Source organism: Aneurinibacillus migulanus (assembly GCF_001274715.1).
Classification (GTDB): Bacteria; Bacillota; Bacilli; order Aneurinibacillales; family Aneurinibacillaceae; genus Aneurinibacillus; species Aneurinibacillus migulanus.
On sequence record NZ_LGUG01000004.1, the window covers coordinates 2,832,025 to 2,851,327 of the forward strand.

The window sequence follows — 19,303 nt, forward strand, 5'->3', positions numbered from 1 at the left end:
GAATACACTTTGAGCAAATTTTATTTACCTTCTACTTCATAAGCTTCTTAACAAACTTCGTTAAATATAAAATGAGTATTGAATCTTTTATTTGTCTTTTTCTGTACAGAAAGGGCTTTTTTTATGAGGTTACAACGTTAAATTTCCTACTTCCTCAGTTTTTTACTCAAATCCTGATAATTCTCTGATATTTCTTGTTTATAGTTCTCTCTAAGGATGTATGGATTTTAACGACTGCAAGGGGGCGTATTTCATGTTGAAAACATTCAGGCTATCGTTGGCTGTAGGGGCTTTTCTTCTGCTAACTGGATGCCAGAGCATCGGCAATTTCACTCAAACCGTGATCGATGAGTCCAAGAAAACAGCCCATTTTACGATTGAACTGGACGAGGACACCGACTACACCATGGAACAGTTGATTGACGAAGGCCGTGTGGACAGAGTGGTTTTTGGCGGCAAGCTGTATGAGCTGCAGGGACAGACGGCACCAGAGAATAAAGGAGACAACCTGGGATTTATCGGCAAGAACTATTATGTGGACCAGCATGGCAATCGGTGGACAGATGAGGAATTAAAGAAACCTTATCTGTATACGGATCCTAAGAACATTAGGGAGAAACAGCCTTTAGTTTATGGTTCCGTCTACCGTTACAAAGGGCAGCCCAAACAGAGTACAAGTTTACTTGTAATTGAACTGAATAAGAAACTGTATAAAGCCACACTGGTTCCAGGTGAATAGCTTACTCCAGTGAATAAATCAATTTGAAAGGACGTTTATATATGGCGAATGCAAATCTATTGGAAATGAGGAAGGTTACGAAAACCTTTATTCCCTTTACTGGATCTCCTGGTATATCTTAATACATTCCTTCGCTGGTCTACCATTATTTTCGTAATAATAAGTCTTGTTTTTTCACGAATAAAAGAGCAGTCGATGTATGTATTGGTTTTGCACAAGAGATGGTTATCTGGAACAAGATTTTCAATACAGACAAGCTCATAAGCGGCTTGATTTTCTTCATTTGGACGTAACATGTCGTCTCCTCCTTCTTGTTTTCTTTTCTCAAGTATACAAAAGGCACCTTTCTGTGCCCATATTAAAAGTAAATAAGCCTGTCGAGATTTTCTCGACAGGCTGAAAATGTGCCATCCTTTCTATGGCACATTTTTTTGTTTTGGAGGTATTTGTTGCTCCTAGCTTGATGGTGTGGTTGGATCCCATGCCCATCAAGTTAAGAAAACTATTCGTAAAAAAACATCATCCTTTTCTTATATGAGATTTCAATATCTTATGAAATTGATTCAATTGTTTATCTTTTAGCTCCATTTACTACTGAACCAATTATGGAGAGAATTTGCCTTGGCAATTAGAGCAAGATCAAATTACAAACACAAAAATGATATATACAACAAAAGGTCTGGATTTTATTGTTAAACTTAAAGTTCAACCTTTTGTGGGAGCTCACGATCCCCTTGGTACTGATTTATTCACTTTTAAAATAAAAGATGGGAAAATAACACTTGAAAAATACGAACATTTAGAGAGTTTTCCTATACGACCACATTTTAAAAAATATTATCCAAATCTAAAACCCTCATATTAAGAAACTCTTAATATGGTTTAATGCTAACGGAGATCGTTAGTGCAATAAGAAGCTGACATAAAGAGGATCGGAATTCCTCGTAAACTGGAATCTGGTTTTTTCATTTTTTGCTTAACGTACGATTTTTTCCGTTTCGTGATGTGACGTGACCCCTAGTAGACTCGGTGATAACCTTAGTTTTTGTTCTGAATCTTAGAGGGCATACAATAATAAGGATGATACGAGGCTTGAATAAAACCCAAGCTTTCTGCCAATCTTGAAGAACCAACGTTTTCTCGCCTGCACGCCCATACCGGTTCATATCTATTCGTCAGACAATATGAAACCAATGCAGATGCAGCATAGATCGAGTATCCCTTTTTTCTGAATGTTTCTGTGGTTTCAACACCAAGCTCCAACTTGTCATCAACAATAAAGGAAGCGAAAGACGTACTAACGATCTGATTATCATATAACAAGGCATAGCCTATACCATTCTCAAGAAAATCTTCTGCTGTATTCCAGAACTGTTCAGGTACAACAGAATGTTGAGTTTCATGGATTTTTCCATAAATATCTAAATCAATTTTTTTCAGTGTAAATGGAGCTGGTATGTTGATGTTTATCAATGGAGATGATGGTTTAAACTGATAGTTTATCCTTTGAGTTTGCAGAAAAGATGTGCTGGTATCGCGGGTCATCACTTTGCTGTCACCTTTGTCGTCGGCCTGCAGTAACTCTGTTCCTAGTATAGAGGCCAGTTTATGTTCCCATCGCTCGGGATAAGTTAACATGTATTTTGCTGGCAATTCAACAGATGGTGTATTTTTTAAAAAACGCACAAGCTTGTCGTTAAAAGAGTCATTTTCAGCGTTACCGCATAAAAGAGCCATCCCGTATTTATGTACGATCAAGCTTACAGTTGGATGCAGGGAATCGTCGACAAATATTTGTCCATTTACTTTGTTATCGATCACGACTCTAGCAAACAAGGTATTAAATGGAACTTTGCTTACTAACGGAGTTACTATTGAATAATCAGGGGGGGTAAGTTTTATCATACAAATTCTCCATTCAAAAATGACATTTTCCTTTCACAAAAACACCGCATCTCAGCAACTAAACGAGTGTTGATAGACTGAATTCTGGACACGCAGAGCCGAGAGTGCGACAATAAAAGCATTCTAAATCGAGGTGTCTACGATGGCAAAAAAGTACAGTCAAGAATTCAAGCACCAAGCTGTCCAACTCGTTCTAGAAGAGGGGAAGACGGTGGCCCGTATCATGCAAGAGCTTGGCTTGAAATCCCGTACCGTCAAGAAGTACAAGGCTACGACCAACTCCAGGCACAACCTACCGGTTTACGATAACGTACTCGCTCGGAAGTTTAGCGCTCAGGCACCCAATCAGGTGTAGATGGCAAACATTACATACATTCCTACCCAAGAGGGCTGGCTATATCTAGCGAGCATCATGGATCTGTATACACGAAAGATTGTTGGTTGGCACATGGATAAACGGATGACGAAAGAACTTGTATTGGAGGCGCTAGATCAGGCCTATCGCCGTCAACGGCCGCATTACGAAAACTTTTCCATTCATGGGTAGCTGCCATGATAAGAAAGCGCAGCAATAGAGAAACAGAAAGCTTGCGAGCCGTATCTTTGTAACCGTGGGTTTGTAAAATCTCTTGGATGTCCTCTTCGGTAACGAGATGGTCCAACACGTGAAGAAGTGGGATAGACTTTTTCATAGAAGGTCGCCTCTTTTCGTAGAGATTTGTATGTGGTGTACAAACTCTTTTCCCGAAAAAGGTGCCTCTTTTTCATTTTTCAGCTTACTTTTTTTGGTTAATCAGCACTCGTGGAATTGAACAAATTTCTTATAGTTAGTCGCTGTATTTGTACATAATAGAGCATACCAGTAAATATATCCACCTGCCACAACGTCAATTTCTTCGGCTTTGTCATGAGTTGCTAAACAGGTGTTTTTTTCTTAATGTTCCACTATAAAAAGGTACTCCGAACTTTGGTAAAATAGGCTTTAACTAAAAACCAGAAAAATATTAATAAAGGAGAATTCGATGTATAAAATATTAATTGTTGAAGATGAAGTAACTATCGCCAATACATTAAAAAATCATCTTGAAAAATACGGCTATTATTGCCACACTGTAGTAGATTTTGAAAAGGTACTCGATGTTTTTCAAGATGTAGAACCACATCTTGTTATAATGGACATTAATCTGCCTGCCTTTGATGGCTATTATTGGTCCCGCAAAATAAGACGGGTGTCGAATTGTCCCATTATGATTCTCTCTGCCCGTATGAGTGAGTTAGATCAAGTGTATGGTATTGAAAATGGGGCAGATGACTTCATTACAAAACCCTTTTTAATGGACGTGGTACTTGCGAAAATAAATGGGCAAATTCGTCGTGTATACGGTGAATATGCAAAAAAACCACAAACCCGCATTTTAAAAAAGGGAAACACAGCTTTAAACTTGGATACTGTTCGATTATCTACATCTGAACAGGAGGAGCAATTGACAGTAAAGGAACTTCAGCTTTGTGCAATGCTTTTTAAAGCATTCCCCAATGTTGTAACAAGACAGCAGCTACTCACAGCTATTTGGGATGATGAAGCATTTGTCGAAGAAAATACACTGACGGTCAATATTGTAAGGTTGCGAAAGAAATTTGAAGCGATTCATTCTTCGCTAGAAATTACAACAATCCGAGGAATTGGCTATCAGTTAACGGAGAAGAGCTTATGAAGTTGTTTTTACAGGATCATCTGAGCTTTATTATCCTTTATATCATCACTTTTATTAGCTTACCAATTGTCATTCATCAACTAGATGGCATCAATAATCATTATGCCTACTTTATATTTTTAGCCATTACCTTACTAGCGATTCTCCTTTTCTTTCGTTATGTACGTCGCAAAAAAATGTATGTACATATGAAAGGAAATAATATGGGTATAGAGGGTTTTCTGATTCACCAGCCCGTTTCTCCAATTGAAAAAGCATATTCAGTCCAACTCAAATCGATTCAGTCCTTTCTTCTTTCAAAGGAAGACGAATACAAGGATTTCTTACATGAACAGCAATTGATGATTTCTCATGCTGTTCATCAAATGAAAACGCCCCTTTCTGTCATTCAATTGCTTATCCAATCGAATCAGTTGAAAGAACAAAATTTATTTCTTGAATGGCAAAAAGTAAAAACGGAATGCGACAAGTTGAATTTCTCTTTAAATCAGTTATTAACGTATAGTCGTTCTGCTAAAATATTAGCGGACCTAAAGATAGAACCGATTCCATTAAAGAGCATTGTACAGGAAGTTATTAACGATTTAAAGGATTATTTTATCGAGAATGAAATATACCCCAAAAGTACAATTGGTGATAACGTATTGATCTATTCAGATCGTAAATGGCTAAAGGTTGTTGTTTATCAGTTATTAAATAACGCTGTCAAATATAGTAAGAAAGAGTCCGTCGTTCTGATTGATTATGAAAATGGAAAGTTATTTATCAGAAACAAAGGAGAAACGATACCTGAGAGCGAAATAAACCGTGTTTTTGAATTGTTTTACACAGGCACGAAAGGTCGGACTAAGGGTGAAGCGACTGGCATTGGACTTTACTTAGTAAAAAAAATTCTTTCTACATTAAATCACCCATACAGGTTATATTCTGCCAATAATGAAACGACATTTACAATTGATTTTTCAGGAAGTATAAAAACGGCCACCAAATAAGGTAGCCGTTTTTAAGTGTGACAATGTTGTCATATTGCTGTCATGTTCAAAGATTTTAGGAGGTGGAAGGGGTTGTCTATACTAAAAGTAACGAAAGACACAAAGGAGTGAAAAACTAATGGCAGAGACCATTTTAAATGTAAAGCATCTTCAAAAGGAATATACAGGAGAAATCACATATAAAGCATTGAAAGGCATTGATTTTCATTTAGGTGAGAATGAATTTGTTGCAGTGATGGGTCCATCTGGTAGTGGAAAAACAACATTCCTTAATTGCATTTCCACAATCGATCGTCCTACAAATGGATTCATTACAATCAATTCAAAAAATCCATACGAATTAAATGACGAGGAGCTAGCGAAGTTTCGTCGCACTGAATTAGGTTTTGTCTTTCAAGATTTTAACCTTGTTCATACATTAACAGTTGAAGAGAATATTTTATTACCATTGGCGCTTGATTCTGTAAATGAGAAAGAAATGAGGAGACGATTAGCTGAAATTGTAAATTTTTTAGGGATTGGAGAGATATTAAAAAAGCGTACATTTGAAATTTCCGGTGGACAGAAGCAACGCGTGGCAATCGCTAGAGCTGTTATTCATGAACCGAGTTTATTATTAGCAGATGAGCCGACTGGAAACTTGGATTCTAAATCGGTAAATAGCGTCATGACGTTATTTGAATCGATTAACAAAACCTTTAATACAGCCATTTTAATGGTGACGCATGATGCCTATGTTGCCAGTTTTGCACAGCGTGTCATCTTTATAAAAGACGGTGTTCTTTATAATGAGATACACCGTGGTGAAAATAAACAACAATTTTATCAGGAAATTATGGATATACTTACATTTTTAGGTGGTGGGCAGCATGAGCTTTAATCACATTGTCATTCAAAATATTTTACGTGATAAATGGACATATATTTCTTACTTTTTAAGTAGTGTCTTTTCTATTTTAGTATTTTTCTTATTTTCGGTTACAGCATTTCATCCCATGTTAAAGGAAATGGACACAAATAGTACACTCGGTATTACAATGATTCTTGCCAGCTTTATTGTTTATATTTTTTCATTCGTTTTTATTATTTATTCGCTGTTTGCATTTTTAAAGAAGAAAACAAAAAATCTAGGCATCTTTATGATTACTGGGGCATCCATGAAGCAAGTACGCAAGATGGTTTTTAGAGAAAATATGCTTATTGCTGGTGTAGCAATTATAACAGCAATTGCATTTGGTCTTATCATCGCACCCTTGTTTTTAATGGTCGCAAAAAAAGTGTTGCAGGCTAATAGCTTTGGCATGTATGTTCCAGTACAAGCAATTGCATTAACGGTGGTGCTATTTGCCATTTTATTCTTTATCGTTTCTAAATTTATGACACGCTTTATTAACAAAGAGGAGGCTGTCCATCTGTTAAAAACAGATGTCACACAGGAAAAATTAATTGCGCCTGCTCCATGGAGACTGATTTTATCGTTATCCGTAAGCGGCTTCCTATTACTATCCCTAAAAATGAACATGGGTTGGATCGAATCCATTGGAATGTTCTATTACATCGCACTATTTATCAGTTTACTACTTGCTATTTACTTTATTGTAATGCAGGGAACATTGTTGGCAATTCTTCTATTGCAAAAACGGCCATCATATTTTCAAAAAACAAATATACTTTTTGTCTCCAACTTAGAGGCGAAAGGGCGTTCACATGCACATGTCATTTATTTATTAACTGTATTATTACTTGGTGTGTTTGTTTGTACAAGTGTGCTCTATAGTTCATATTATAACGTAAAAGAAAATACAGAAGCATTGTATCCCTATAGCTATCAATACATCTCACTTCCAGAAAATACGTTAGAAGATGAACAGAAAGATATCACTTTTATAGAAACGACCCTATCTAAAGCAGGTAACTACGATGCATACTATTCGGAATTTAAGACGGATGAAAAGCGCCGGATCGCCTTCATGTCAGTGACAAATTATAATTCACTCGGCTTGCATGAGAAGATTAGTCTAAAAAAGAACGAATATTATGTTGTAGCAGGTAATGAAGGCGTACTGCCGAGTACGGAAACAATACACGAATATCTGCTTACAAAACCTCACTATGCTGGGCTTGAAAAACAAAACATTTTTTCGACTGGCTTGCAGAATGTGTATTATATTGTCCCAGATGCGGTTTATGAAACAATCGATTATCCGGTATATAAAGTATTTGCATATGAACTTGAAAATTGGACAGAGAAGATTGATGTGGCTAAAACCCTTGCATCAGGGGTTCCCATAGATCTCGATGTTCATTTAATTGCCTCTAAAATTGAATTATATAATGCGGAGAAGTCTGTGAAGAGCATCATGTTCTTTATCGGTTTTATGCTTAGCCTGATTTTTTTGAGCGCAGCAATGAGTATTCTTTATTTCTACCTGCAAACGTCGCTTGAAGGAGAAAAGAAAAAGTATGCGGGCATTCGAAAAATCGGTCTTTCTGTTAAAGAAATAGCCTCTGTTGTGACGAGGGAACTGGCCACTTTAATTTTTATCCCGTTTACATTTGCATCTATCATTTTATTTGTAGCCATGTTGAGTATGCGCCATTATATTTCAATGACATTTTATCAGATGACAGCGATTGGCGTAGGGGTATTTTTACTTCTGTTTGTTATAAGTTTTTGCATCATTCGATGGGGGTATTTGAACAAACTTGTGAAGGAATCATGAACGATTTCGTGAGTCAAAAAGAATGTAAAATCTGGAATACGATAGTAAGATGAATAAGAAATATTAAGTTTTTATTTGCTGTTTTTAGTTGTTTAGCAATTTTTATATTAGTTGGTTGTGGTAAAGGTACCATCAAGAATTGAACTGTAACCCGAATAATGGACACTTAAAAAAAAGTCCGTTATTCGGGTTTTTTGTATGGGGAAATGATAGAGATACAGGTATAATCAACTCAATGAATACGAGTGAGGTAGAGAAACATGATTATTAACAGGAGATGTATGAACAATGAAACAAAATAAATATGATGATCCAAACTTCTTTTCTGCGTATGAACAAATGCCACGATCAGTTAAAGGTCTTGAAGGTGCTGGAGAATGGCATATATTAAAAGAGTTAATACCAAAACTAAAAGATAAAAATGTACTCGACTTAGGTTGCGGTTTCGGTTGGCATTGCCGATATGCTCGTGAGCAGCAAGCAAGTTCTGTAATAGGTGTAGATATTTCTGAAAAAATGCTTCAAAAAGCCCGCGAAATGACAAATGATCCTTTAATTTCGTATTTAAAAGCGCCGATTGAAGACATCGATTTTTCAAAATCACAATTTGATGTGGTCATCAGTTCGTTGGCTTTTCACTATATTAAGTCATTTAAATCAATCTGCGAAAAGGTTTATGATTGTCTAAAGCCTGGGGGGATTTTTGTTTTCTCAGTTGAACATCCAATTTTTACTTCTCGGAATGAACAAGATTGGTATTATGATGAACAGGGAAATCGTCTGCATTGGCCAGTTGACAATTATCAAATAGAAGGATTACGTGAAACATCCTTCTTAAATGAGAATGTTACAAAATACCATCGTACGATTTCAACATATATTAATGACTTAATTGACACTGGTTTTATTATAAAAGCAGTAAAGGAATCAGTTCCTTCTAATGAAATGTTAAAGAGTATTCCTGAAATGAAAGATGAGACTCGAAGACCTATGTTTTTAATGGTCTCGGCAGAAAAGGAAAATAGCTGATAGGATTTTCTGCAACTGTGTACCGAGAAGAATATCTTAAGTAAATCCTTCATTTCAGGCGCTTTAATGGGGCAACGAAAAAAGCCTAATTTCTCAATATAAATACTGAGAAATTGGGCTTTTTAATATGTAATTTCCTTAACGTTGTAAATCCGCATTTTCCTAACGCTACTCCTATGAGTAGGGACCAAGACTTATTCGGTTAGTTGCCTGTATCGTCTAGTGACAGAATGACTATTCCAGTTCGTGGGATAGTTTCTTAAAATGAGGTCTCGCCATATGACTATCATGCTAACAAAAAAATACACTAAATCAATAAAATAAATTTCTTTGTCACAAGAAAGGTCTAAAATTTTCGCTCTGGGGATGTAATAAAACTTTAACTTGATGGTGGTGGGGCGATACCCTTAAAAGATTGCTGAATCATAAAAAATATAAATTAGACATGATATTGACTATTCTGTTCGTTTCTGACACAATAATAGACAATATAATGACTAAATACAGAAGGGAACATTGTATGGATATCCTCAAAGAGATCTTTTTAATGCAGCAAACTTATGCCACCCTTTTTTCGTTGACCAACAAACTTCAAATCCATGGCGATCAATATCTTGAGCGCTTAACAGCAAGGCAGTTTATGGCCATGATGGCCGTTGGGCATTTACCCGAAAATGAAACTACGCTCAACAATATTGCAAGAAAGTTAGGCACCAGCAAGCAAAGCGCGAAACAACTGATCACAATTATCGAAAAAAAAGGTTATATCATTACCGTCCCCAGTCTACAGGATAAACGCGCGGTTAATGTGAAAGTCACGGAAGCCGGAAAAGAAGTTTTGATTGAGGCTGCCGAAAAGGGCCTTTTCTTTTTAGAAGATCTTTTTAAACATTTTACGACGGAAGAAATGGAAACTCTATGGAGCTTGCTAAAGAAACTATACCGGTATGACGGCGAAGAGCAGGACGGCTTTGAAGAGGAAAGTCGGGTTGAAGTCAGTGAAGATTACAGCGAAACGCAAACGAGAATACTGAAGGAATTTGAAACAAGAAGACAAGCGCGGCAAAAGGAGCGGACAAACGATGAAAAATAAATTCGGGAAGCCGATTTTAATCGAAGAATATGTCCCCATCAACGGCATAGAGCAATATTTGTTTCATTCGGGCACAAATGTTGACAATCCGGTTCTGTTGTATTTGCATGGGGGTCCCGGCAGCGTCGAATCCTTATTTACCCATCTCTTTCAGGATCAATTGGAGAAGATTTTTACCATCGTGCATTGGGACCAGCGCGGCGCCGGAAAAACGCTTATCAAAAATAAAGACAAATATCCGACCATTGATTTGATGCTTCAGGATTTATTTGAGGTTATCCAGTATTTGAAGAAAAAATACAATAAACAAAAGATCGTTTTGCTTGGCCGTTCCTGGGGGAGCGTACTGGGGATTACATTTATCAAACGATTCCCTGAAGAGATCGCTTATTTTATTGGCGTGGCGCAAGTTATTTCCATGCTTGAAAATGAGCGCGTTGGCTATGAAAAACTAAAAGAACTCATACTTCAGGCGGGCGACCAAAAATCTTTGGATAAGCTTGAGGCGATAGGCGATTACCCGGGAGAAAAGTTAATCATCGACAGCCAGTTTTTGAAAAAATGCGCCAAAATCCGTAAACTCCAAGGTAAATATAACCTGGCTGGCAAAATTGATCTGCCGATCATGTTAAAGGTGCTCAAAAGCCCTATTTTTAAGTGGTCCGACATTATGGCTCTTTTGAAGGGACTAAAGGCCAACCGCCACGTGCTGGGAACTTTTTTGGCCAACTTCGATTTGCATGCGGAACCAGCAGATTATCAAGTACCTGTTTATTATATTTTAGGGGACCAAGACTGGCAAGCACCCTATGTGATCGCCCAGGAATATTTCGGCAAAATCCAGGCTCCGCGCAAACAATTGTTTTTGCTCTCTGGCGCTGGACATCGTATTATGATTGATCAAACAGAGTTGTTTACGAACGCATTATCGACCATCCGAACCAGGGAAGAAAATGAAAGAGTATAAAAGTGCATGACTTTATTTAAGATAATCAATTAACTTCTGGTTGATACGCTTCGCCTGTTTATGATTAATTCCATGTCCCGCATCGGGGATGATTTTATAGAAAATTCAGTTCTTTTTGAACTAATTGATCGCTTCTGCAATATTTTATAGAAAAAATAGCTGATCTTTTCACTTTATGAAATGAAATTATCTTGGCTTGATGGATGTTTAGCGCTACCCCATCGCCATCAACTTTTAAAAAAGAACACCCCAAATGATAAAATGAGCATTTTAGCATTGAAAATACAGATGATTTTTGTTTGGGAGAGGCTATAAAATTCTTAACTTGATAGTGATGGGGTAGCACCAAACAAACTGCGGATTTTGTACGCTAAGCCCCGTTTGATCTAAAAAAGGCCGGTTCCTGTACGCTAAGGATACCGGCCTTTTATTACTTTTTACCAATCTCGATATAGACGCGTACATCCTTGCTATTTCTGATAAATCAACGGATACACCACTTTGAACGCTGCTTGCATCGATAATCTCATACGATTTTGTTTCGAGAAATGCGCTATACAGCTTCTCAAGCGATATTTTGCCAACCTCATCCGCCTTGACTTGTTATTTCTACCATGGTGTTTCAGTTTTGTGTTCAATAACTTGTAATACTTTTGGTTCAATATTTTTTAACATTTGTTCCTTTGAACGATTGTTTTTAGGAATTTCTCCATTTTGTTCAGCTTGAATTTGTACTTCAACCTGTGTTTCTGCAATCACATCAATCACCTGTTGTTTAGAGACATTTTTAGATGCTGCAATCTCCACAACAGATTTACCTTTTGCTAATTCTTGTTTTAATTCTGTCGGGCTAATTTTTAGTAAAGAAAACAGTTTTTCATCGTTTAAATAGGCATCAGCAGTATAATCAGGCTTACCATTTGTAGAGAATAAACCTTCTACTTTAATGTTTGAAGGTGTAGGATCACCTCCTATCCGAGAAAGACTAATTGTATTACCCTGAACAAATACCTGGTAGAACGGTGCTTCTGATCCCTTTTTGATGTAATTCAACATCAATGTTTTTTGATTTGGATTTTCCATTTGCTCCATAGCAAACTCGTACTCTTCGATGTTGCCATACATTTTATCAATGAGATAATCTACCTTCGATTTGATTTCCTGATCGGTTAAAGTAATGAGGGGCTTCTCCTTAGGCTCCCAATTCTCTTGAATCACGTGTTCAATCTCACCCGTAATACCGTTTGTATGAAGGGTAATCTTTTTGCCGGTTCCTCCTTTTTCCTGCAGTACGATGTTTGTTTGTTTCACTTTCAAATTGGTTGAATTAGTGGGGTCCATCAGTTTGGCCTTTTCAGCAGGTACATCACCTTGAGCGCTGCTCGCATTGATAATCTCAAACGATTTTGTTTCGGGAAATGCGCTATACAACTTCTCAAGTGTTGCTTTGCCAACCTCATCCGCCTTGACTTGTTCAGCAGTCATTATCATTTCAATCGGGGTGGGGGCCGCAAATGCTGCGGTTGGAATCAAAATCGTAGCAGCAACTATTCCACCAATTAATCGTTTTTTCATGGTTATTTCGCTCCTTTTTCGTTGCAAATATTAAGAATAGGATTGTTCTATTCGCTTGGAAATGGCCGGAGGGCACTCCATAGTTTCTGCCTCTTTGTACAGATGTTCACGGATTTTGCGTCCAATAGCCATTGCTCTTTTCCATCCTTTCCGAGGGGAGATTCCATAAGTTTTTTCGAAGCGCCTGGAGGCCAGCATGATATCCGGACTTGACTGTACCTAGCGGAATACGGAGCAATGTTGCGATTTCCTCAAGAGTATAGTCGTGAAAAAAGCGGAAGATAATCACTGTCCGCTGCTTGTCGGTCAGTTTTCGTATTGACTGCGATATCATTTGGTTCTTCCCATCCATCAACACAGTATGTTGATCCTAATAAGACTCTTCCCGAGAGAAGGCACGGATGCGTTCAAAAATTCGGAATCTCCTCTAGCTCTTGACCCGAAATCTCTGCACTTGACGGATTACCAAGCCGTGTAGCAGAAGTGAGGACGGTTCGTATCGTAGTTAGCAAGTGAGATCCACATTTGCATATAGATCTCATTCATAACATCTTCCCGATCCTGCTGATGATCCACCAGAAAGGAGACTGTTCGGTAGATGTTCTGATAGATGGCATCATACATCGTATGAAACGCCTGTTGATCACCATCTTTCATTTTTATGAGTAATTGGTACATATATTCACTTTGCATTCAGAGGGCCCTCCTGAGTAAGCAGCTTACACACTATATTGTCTTTCTATCTGAAAAAGGTTCGGTTCTTTTCTTATTTTTTTTGCAAACGGGCGCAATTGTTGAATAATTAAATCCCAATTTCTCATTTATATCACTGAGAGATTGGGATTTTTCGTTTTAGGGGTGGCTTGTTTTCTTAGGTTGATGGCGATGTGACGCTACCCTGATTACAGGAAAACTAAAAGAGGATTGAAAAAGCGCCCTGTTGTCCGTATAGATAGTGGGGCTTATTTTGCTGTTTTAAGATAAAACAGCAGCTTACTAAAAGTAGAATCTTCAAAAAGTATAGTTCTATATACATCTCACTTTATAAATTTACATATTCTTGTGGTAGGAGGTAAGAAAAGAAGGACAATATCAGAGGTTGGAAAAAACACGTCCGCCTTTTTTCTGCCGGGGCGCAGGGCATATCCACCTTCTTCTTTCTCCATCCCTCCTACTTCCAACCACGCTATCATGTCAAAATATTAAGTGTAACTTATATAGTAGGTACATACCATTTCCATATAAATGTCTAAAGAATAGATTGAGAAATATAAGAAGGAAAAAAATAGGGGTGAAAATACTGAGAAACGTTCAGAAATGCAGGCCGGGGAATCCTGTAATTATATGTTCTCCTTCATTATATCCACCGGGCCCACCAAGCTCACCGGGCCTACCAGGTCCATCAGGCCCACCAGGTTCCCCTGGGTCAGTAGCTATCATATCAACTGTTCAAAGATATTTTTATATTACAAACCTAGATATTCAGGCTCCTGAAATGATTTTAGCTACTGAATATACAAATGATAACGGAGAGCCAGTGAGTGAGTTTCCAAATCTCGGGCAAAATGGCTATAGCAATCTTTATATTAATGGAATAATGCAAGAGAGCAGCTTATATAATGTAAGTTCAGGTGCTTTAACTATTGATCCTGGTGCAGCTGCCACAGCATTTCCAGCTTCATTTTCGTATTACAATCTTTACATTAACGCTATGATTCAAACAGCTGATACCTCAACTGTTAGCACAACTACATTAACGATCCCAGGTGGAGACGTACTCGATCCAGCCACTCCGATTATCGTTGAATTTGTTGTCACTTAATCCTATTTTATTTGCCGAAATAGAGGTATAAGCATAGGAATTGCAGAAGGAATGGTTTCTCCTCCTGTCATAATCGGCAGGAGGAATTAATTGGCCTTTCTTCTGCCGGATCGCAGGGCGCATCCACCCTCTTCTTTTTTTGAATCTTCTCCTTCCAACTACACTCCCCTGTCAAAATATCAAGTATAATTTATATATTCCATACGCGGCAAGAATACTTAAAACATAATAGGCTCTGCCAAATGAAATTGGAGGACGCCATTGAGCGAAATAAGGGATAAGAATATTCCTCTCTAGACACCGGAGAGGTCAAAGCTAATAAAAAATAAATTACCTATGGTATATGTCCTCAGTGATGAAGAAAGAGAGCATGAGCTCATAAAGAATTTAGCTTAAGTTATCTATGATGAGGAAAAAAAGGTGCTCTCTTAGTGAGAACGCCTTTTTAAAATCCGGTAACTTGATTTATGGAAACAAAATCCTTTTAAGAAAATCTTTCCTTTCGCCGTGCCCTTCCGCTTTCCCTTTGAATCTAATAACTGTATATCCCGGTAGTTACGCAAGGAGGAAACGGTATGAAAAAAAACAAATACCATGGGCATGACATTGAGTTTGTAAATTCGTGGAGTAGACAGGGTCCTCCCCATAGGCATCCGTATTCTACCGAAACATCCTTTGATGACGGGCATACACATCTGATGAGCGGAGTCACTTCTATTGCTTCAGGTGGTTTGGATAATCATGTTCATTATTACGAGGGTACCACTTCTTTTAGAGATGGCCATGTCCATTACTATCGTGGTATGACAGGACCTGCTATTCCTTTACCAGAAGGTGGACATATACATGAATTTGAGGGTCAAACCACGTTTAACGATGGACATATTCATTACTACCGTGGAAGAACAGGCAAAGGGTACTAAAAGATTGTAAATAAATGTATCAAATGTCCGGTAATGTTTAGTATGCAAATAGAGCTGAGTAATATAGTTAATTTTTTTTTTTCTTTAAAAACTATACTTACGTAGCATATTAAATTTGTCGCTGTAATGAGGAAGGTGCCACAAATTGCTTCGCATTCTGTAAATGTAATTCAGTGTAATCCTGCCAGCGAATGATGTTTTCAATAAATGGTTTGTAAGTAGGGGGGGCAGCATCCCTCATTGTATATAAACCGACCCGCACGTTACGGTCTCTCAGTTCGGCATTTTGTATACAGGCGATTAACGTTTCTACTATAGACGGCGCACGTTCTCCGTTTAATAATCTTTGTGCGGAGCCGGCAGCTGTGACTCGATGATAAGATGCAGGGACAAGATGCCTATGCATTTCCGCATTTCCCATTAAATCGCTCGTTTCAGGAATATGAAATAATTGCGTGCTCATAGAACAAACCATCTGCTCACCATACAAACTGTAGTTCATTTCGGTCACAGCAAGACGCCACAGTTCATTTTGTCTCAAAAAAAACACCTCTTAAAAATTTTCTGGGCAAATCACCTGCAATATTGTATGTCGTTTTATGTCTGTTTGCCAAAAATCATCTGTAATCATCCATTTTACACTCAAGCCGCAGAATGCCCTTTATCTCAAAAGTGAATTTTTGGCACCTCTATAGTATAAACAAATCAAATGTAGATTAAGATAAATGTCCACATTCAAGGCTGGATATAAGAAAAGCTTATCTGTATACTTGGGATAAAGAGCGAAGGAATCGCAAAGAGGTGAGTGGAAATGCATGTACGTGTAGTGAATGGTATTCATGAGTTAATAGGAGAAACACCTGTCGTCAAGCTGCGTCGTCTGACTGGTCCAGATGATGCAGACGTATACGTCAAGCTGGAAAAATTCAATCCGAGCGGCAGTGTCAAAGATCGAGCCGCCTACAATATGATTGTCGAAGCGGAGAGAGCGGGACATATAAGGGAAGGTTCAACCATTATCGAACCGACCAGCGGGAATACAGGTATTGGTCTTGCAATGAACGCGGCGGCACGAGGATATCGCTGTATTCTAATTATGCCCGATAACATGACGAAGGAGCGGATTAGCATACTGAAAGGATACGGCGCTGAAGTTGTGCTGACTCCAGCGGAGGAGAAGATGCCGGGAGCGATTCGTAAAGCAAAGGAACTGGCAGAAAGCATTCCTGGAAGCTTTATTCCAATGCAATTTGAAAACGAAGCGAATTCGGATATTCACCGAAAAACGACAGCGCCTGAGATTCTACGTCAGATGGAGAATCGTCTAGATGCATTTGTCGCTACGGCTGGAACGGGTGGTACAATCACCGGTACGGGAGAAGTGTTAAAAGAGAAGCTTCCTGATTTGAAAGTTATCGTAGTGGAGCCAAAAGGTTCGCCGGTACTGTCCGGCGGAAAGCCGGGTCCACATAAGTTGGTAGGTACAAGCCCGGGCTTTATTCCAGCTATATTGAATGAGCGAGTATATGATGAAATTATGCAGTGTGAAGATGAGGATGCGCTGCGCACAATGCGCGACCTAGCGGCTAGAGAAGGCATTCTGGTCGGTCCTTCGGCGGGTGGTGCGGTATATGCGGCGCTACAGGAAGCGAAAAGACTCGGTAAAGGCAAGCGAGTACTAGCCATTGCCGCAGATTCCGGCGAACGGTACTTGAGCATGGGTGTTTTTTCTTAATGATTATAAAAAACGACGCACAGATTTTTTGGTGGCTGTGCGTCGTTTTCGCTTTTATACAACACTACTTGCTATATCGGCTAATGGCATTGATAAATCATCCATGATTCTTCGAATTTTTGTTGTGCCAGCGCGTTTTTCGGGATACAGAAATAAATCATTCCGGCATCGCCCCACATGATGTCCAGGTTGTCTTCATCTGAATCCACTTGCAGAAGCAAGATCCATTCCTTGTCTGTTTGCCCGGAATGCCATTCGCATTCCTCGAATACATCATTCTGGATGGCAAACGGTTGGCCGAATGCTTGATGGGCTGGAATCGATTCATACAGGTCATCAGGGAATGCATAGTATGCATCTTCTTGTTCATCCGGGATTTCCACCGTGCCTTCGAAGGCTTCTGCATCTAGTTATGTTCTTTTTCTCCCCGTACTTCCTGCTCGTCCGCCTGATAGAAAAAATAGAGCATGCCTTTTGCCGGAAGGCAGGTTGGAAAGGGTACCTCATTCATTTCTTCAGGATTATATTGTGCGATGAATGTAAGAGGAAGGTTGTTGTAAAGTGGAATTCGGCATCCCTTCGTTAAATCGGGAAGTCCTCCCATTTTGGAGCTACCGAGCGGTAGTTCTTTATTTTTCTCGAGTTGCAAGCACAAACATGGGATTAGATTGTCGAGAACTTCGCGTTCAAATGACAATAGATTATGCTTCTCCAACAGTGAATGAACTTTCGCTTCCATATGTATTCCCCCTTTAACAGAAGTTATTTCATTTTTATAAGCGATTAAAAATAGGTGCTTACGGAATAGAATGTTCGGATTTAGGTGTTTTTCTCTGTTTTTTTGAGTAATAATATGGAATTTTGTTGTTTTTTTCGTATATTTTTCTTCAATTACGAAAACATCTCTTTTCATTTGCGAAAATTAGGTGTAGGATAGAAACAAAGTTTGTAACTCAACTAAGGAGTGAAGAGAAATGTTAAAACAGGCACAGCGCGCCTATAATTTTAATGCGGGTCCGTCAGCTTTACCGCTTGCGGTTCTAGAAAAAGCGCAGCAGGAGCTCGTCGATTTCAAGGGAACCGGTATGTCAGTTATGGAATTGAGCCATCGCAGTGCCGCATATGAGCAGGTACATAATCAAGCGATTGCGTCTTTAAAAGAGCTTATGGGCATTCCAGAAGAGTATCATGTACTGTTTCTGCAGGGCGGCGCCAGCACGCAGTTTGCAATGATTCCGATGAACTTCCTGCCGCAGGGCAAAAAAGCGGGCTACGTTGTAACTGGCTCATGGTCTGAGAAAGCCCTAAAAGAAGCGAAAATGTTTGGTGATACGTATACAATAGCTTCGACCAAAGAAACGAACCACAACCGCATACCTAAGCTTGATGAACTGGCGTATGAAGAGAACACGGCATACGTTCATGTAACATCGAACAATACAATTTTCGGTACGGAGTGGTTTACATTCCCGGATACTGGCGATCTTCCGCTTATTGCAGATATGTCGAGCGATATTTTGTCCCATCCAATCGACGCTAGCAAATTTGCGATGATTTATGCGGGTGCACAGAAGAATCTTGGACCATCCGGCGTAACGGTCGCGATTGTACGTCCAGATATGTTGGAGCGTGCAAATGAAAATGTGCCGACCATGCTTCGTTATGATACGCATGTGAAGAATAATTCATTATACAATACACCACCAACGTTCGGTATTTATATGCTTGGCCTTGTGCTTGAGTGGGCGAAAGAGCAGGGCGGACTTGCCGGTATCGAGAAGATGAACCGTGAAAAAGCAGCTCTTATCTATGATGCCATCGATCAAAGCGAAGGATTCTATAAAGGCCATGCCGAAAAAGACAGCCGTTCGCTTATGAATATTACATTCCGTCTTGCATCTGAAGAATTAGAAAAGGAATTTCTGGCGGAAGCGAAACAGGCTGGATTCGTTGGCTTAAACGGACACCGTTCCGTTGGTGGATGCCGTGCATCTACCTATAATGCAGTTCCGTATGAGACGTGCAAAGCACTCAGCGAATTCATGATTAATTTTCAGAAAAAGAATGCATAGAACATAAAAAGAA

At 38.9% G+C, this 19,303-nt stretch carries 20 protein-coding genes and 3 pseudogenes; 15 read left to right on the plus strand and 8 right to left on the minus strand.

The features are described 5' to 3' along the window. Window positions 1-253: 253 nt before the first annotated feature. On the plus strand, window positions 254-739 hold the full coding sequence (locus tag AF333_RS15475) for a NisI/SpaI family lantibiotic immunity lipoprotein (protein WP_043066403.1): 486 nt from the start codon (window positions 254-256) through the stop codon (window positions 737-739). A 56-nt stretch (window positions 740-795) separates the two neighbouring features. Here the strand turns inward: AF333_RS15475 and AF333_RS15480 are convergent, their stop codons facing one another. Beyond that, window positions 796-1,035, minus strand: a complete 240-nt coding sequence (locus tag AF333_RS15480) for a hypothetical protein (RefSeq protein ID WP_043066402.1) — start codon at window positions 1,033-1,035, stop codon at window positions 796-798. Between the two features lie 317 nt (window positions 1,036-1,352). Here AF333_RS15480 and AF333_RS15485 point away from each other — a divergent pair. Beyond that, window positions 1,353-1,604: pseudogene (locus tag AF333_RS15485) on the plus strand (DUF3888 domain-containing protein); the annotation flags it as partial. A 173-nt stretch (window positions 1,605-1,777) separates the two neighbouring features. Here AF333_RS15485 and AF333_RS15490 read toward each other — a convergent pair. Then, window positions 1,778-2,644, minus strand: a complete 867-nt coding sequence (locus AF333_RS15490) for a GNAT family N-acetyltransferase (RefSeq protein ID WP_043066400.1) — start codon at window positions 2,642-2,644, stop codon at window positions 1,778-1,780. 142 nt (window positions 2,645-2,786) lie between these two features. Between AF333_RS15490 and AF333_RS37805 the strand changes: the two are divergent. From AF333_RS37805 to AF333_RS15535, 8 genes and pseudogenes are all read left to right on the plus strand, one after another. After that, window positions 2,787-3,161 (plus strand): annotated as a pseudogene (locus tag AF333_RS37805) (DDE-type integrase/transposase/recombinase); the annotation flags it as partial. Between the two features lie 505 nt (window positions 3,162-3,666). Further along, complete coding sequence (locus tag AF333_RS15505) at window positions 3,667-4,359, plus strand: response regulator transcription factor (RefSeq protein WP_043066399.1); 693 nt, start codon at window positions 3,667-3,669, stop codon at window positions 4,357-4,359. Next, window positions 4,356-5,351, plus strand: a complete 996-nt coding sequence (locus tag AF333_RS15510) for a sensor histidine kinase (RefSeq protein ID WP_043066398.1) — start codon at window positions 4,356-4,358, stop codon at window positions 5,349-5,351. The genes AF333_RS15505 and AF333_RS15510 overlap by 4 nt, the downstream gene beginning before the upstream one ends. A gap of 118 nt (window positions 5,352-5,469) precedes the next feature. Beyond that, window positions 5,470-6,231 (plus strand): ABC transporter ATP-binding protein, encoded by a 762-nt coding sequence (locus AF333_RS15515; RefSeq protein WP_043066397.1) that lies wholly within the window; start codon window positions 5,470-5,472, stop codon window positions 6,229-6,231. Next, on the plus strand, window positions 6,221-8,074 hold the full coding sequence (locus tag AF333_RS15520; protein ID WP_043066396.1) for an FtsX-like permease family protein: 1,854 nt from the start codon (window positions 6,221-6,223) through the stop codon (window positions 8,072-8,074). Before AF333_RS15515 ends, AF333_RS15520 begins: the two co-directional genes overlap by 11 nt. Before the next feature lie 288 nt (window positions 8,075-8,362). Further along, window positions 8,363-9,103 carry a class I SAM-dependent methyltransferase gene (locus AF333_RS15525; RefSeq protein WP_043066395.1) on the plus strand — a complete coding sequence of 247 codons (741 nt, stop codon included), beginning with the start codon at window positions 8,363-8,365 and terminating at the stop codon, window positions 9,101-9,103. A gap of 520 nt (window positions 9,104-9,623) precedes the next feature. After that, entirely contained in the window at window positions 9,624-10,196 is a 573-nt protein-coding gene (locus AF333_RS15530; RefSeq protein WP_043066394.1) for a MarR family winged helix-turn-helix transcriptional regulator, read from the plus strand. Continuing rightward, window positions 10,186-11,163, plus strand: coding sequence for an alpha/beta fold hydrolase (locus AF333_RS15535; RefSeq protein ID WP_043066393.1), 978 nt, complete (start codon window positions 10,186-10,188; stop codon window positions 11,161-11,163). Before AF333_RS15530 ends, AF333_RS15535 begins: the two co-directional genes overlap by 11 nt. A gap of 609 nt (window positions 11,164-11,772) precedes the next feature. On the opposite strand, the gene AF333_RS15540 is transcribed toward AF333_RS15535, so the two are convergent. Both AF333_RS15540 and AF333_RS15545 read right to left on the minus strand, forming a co-directional pair. Then, on the minus strand, window positions 11,773-12,738 hold the full coding sequence (locus AF333_RS15540) for a hypothetical protein (RefSeq protein WP_043066392.1): 966 nt from the start codon (window positions 12,736-12,738) through the stop codon (window positions 11,773-11,775). Between the two features lie 106 nt (window positions 12,739-12,844). Next, a pseudogene (locus tag AF333_RS15545) lies at window positions 12,845-13,431 on the minus strand (sigma-70 family RNA polymerase sigma factor). 369 nt (window positions 13,432-13,800) lie between these two features. Between AF333_RS15545 and AF333_RS35390 the strand changes: the two are divergent. Next, on the plus strand, window positions 13,801-13,944 hold the full coding sequence (locus AF333_RS35390; protein ID WP_235496489.1) for a hypothetical protein: 144 nt from the start codon (window positions 13,801-13,803) through the stop codon (window positions 13,942-13,944). Window positions 13,945-14,049: 105 nt separating this feature from the next. Here AF333_RS35390 and AF333_RS36845 read toward each other — a convergent pair whose 3' ends face one another. Next, window positions 14,050-14,178, minus strand: a complete 129-nt coding sequence (locus tag AF333_RS36845) for a hypothetical protein (protein WP_268753622.1) — start codon at window positions 14,176-14,178, stop codon at window positions 14,050-14,052. A gap of 55 nt (window positions 14,179-14,233) precedes the next feature. Between AF333_RS36845 and AF333_RS35395 the strand changes: the two genes are divergently transcribed. Continuing rightward, window positions 14,234-14,560 (plus strand): DUF4183 domain-containing protein, encoded by a 327-nt coding sequence (locus AF333_RS35395; RefSeq protein WP_074715328.1) that lies wholly within the window; start codon window positions 14,234-14,236, stop codon window positions 14,558-14,560. 575 nt (window positions 14,561-15,135) lie between these two features. Then, window positions 15,136-15,483 carry a YmaF family protein gene (locus tag AF333_RS15555; RefSeq protein WP_043066391.1) on the plus strand — a complete coding sequence of 116 codons (348 nt, stop codon included), beginning with the start codon at window positions 15,136-15,138 and terminating at the stop codon, window positions 15,481-15,483. A gap of 109 nt (window positions 15,484-15,592) precedes the next feature. Here the strand turns inward: AF333_RS15555 and AF333_RS15560 are convergent, their stop codons facing one another. Then, on the minus strand, window positions 15,593-15,946 hold the full coding sequence (locus tag AF333_RS15560) for a hypothetical protein (protein ID WP_307723430.1): 354 nt from the start codon (window positions 15,944-15,946) through the stop codon (window positions 15,593-15,595). A 348-nt stretch (window positions 15,947-16,294) separates the two neighbouring features. Between AF333_RS15560 and cysK the strand changes: the two genes are divergently transcribed. Beyond that, a complete protein-coding gene (gene cysK, locus AF333_RS15565; protein WP_043066390.1) occupies window positions 16,295-17,218 on the plus strand; it encodes a cysteine synthase A in 924 nt (307 codons plus the stop codon). Window positions 17,219-17,298: 80 nt separating this feature from the next. Here cysK and AF333_RS15570 read toward each other — a convergent pair whose 3' ends face one another. Then, window positions 17,299-17,601 (minus strand): DUF1963 domain-containing protein, encoded by a 303-nt coding sequence (locus tag AF333_RS15570; RefSeq protein WP_052520708.1) that lies wholly within the window; start codon window positions 17,599-17,601, stop codon window positions 17,299-17,301. A gap of 23 nt (window positions 17,602-17,624) precedes the next feature. Next, window positions 17,625-17,957, minus strand: coding sequence for a DUF1963 domain-containing protein (locus tag AF333_RS15575; RefSeq protein WP_052812106.1), 333 nt, complete (start codon window positions 17,955-17,957; stop codon window positions 17,625-17,627). A gap of 235 nt (window positions 17,958-18,192) precedes the next feature. Between AF333_RS15575 and serC the strand changes: the two genes are divergently transcribed. Continuing rightward, a complete protein-coding gene (gene serC, locus AF333_RS15580; protein WP_043066389.1) occupies window positions 18,193-19,290 on the plus strand; it encodes a 3-phosphoserine/phosphohydroxythreonine transaminase in 1,098 nt (365 codons plus the stop codon). The last annotated feature ends 13 nt before the right edge of the window (window positions 19,291-19,303 follow it).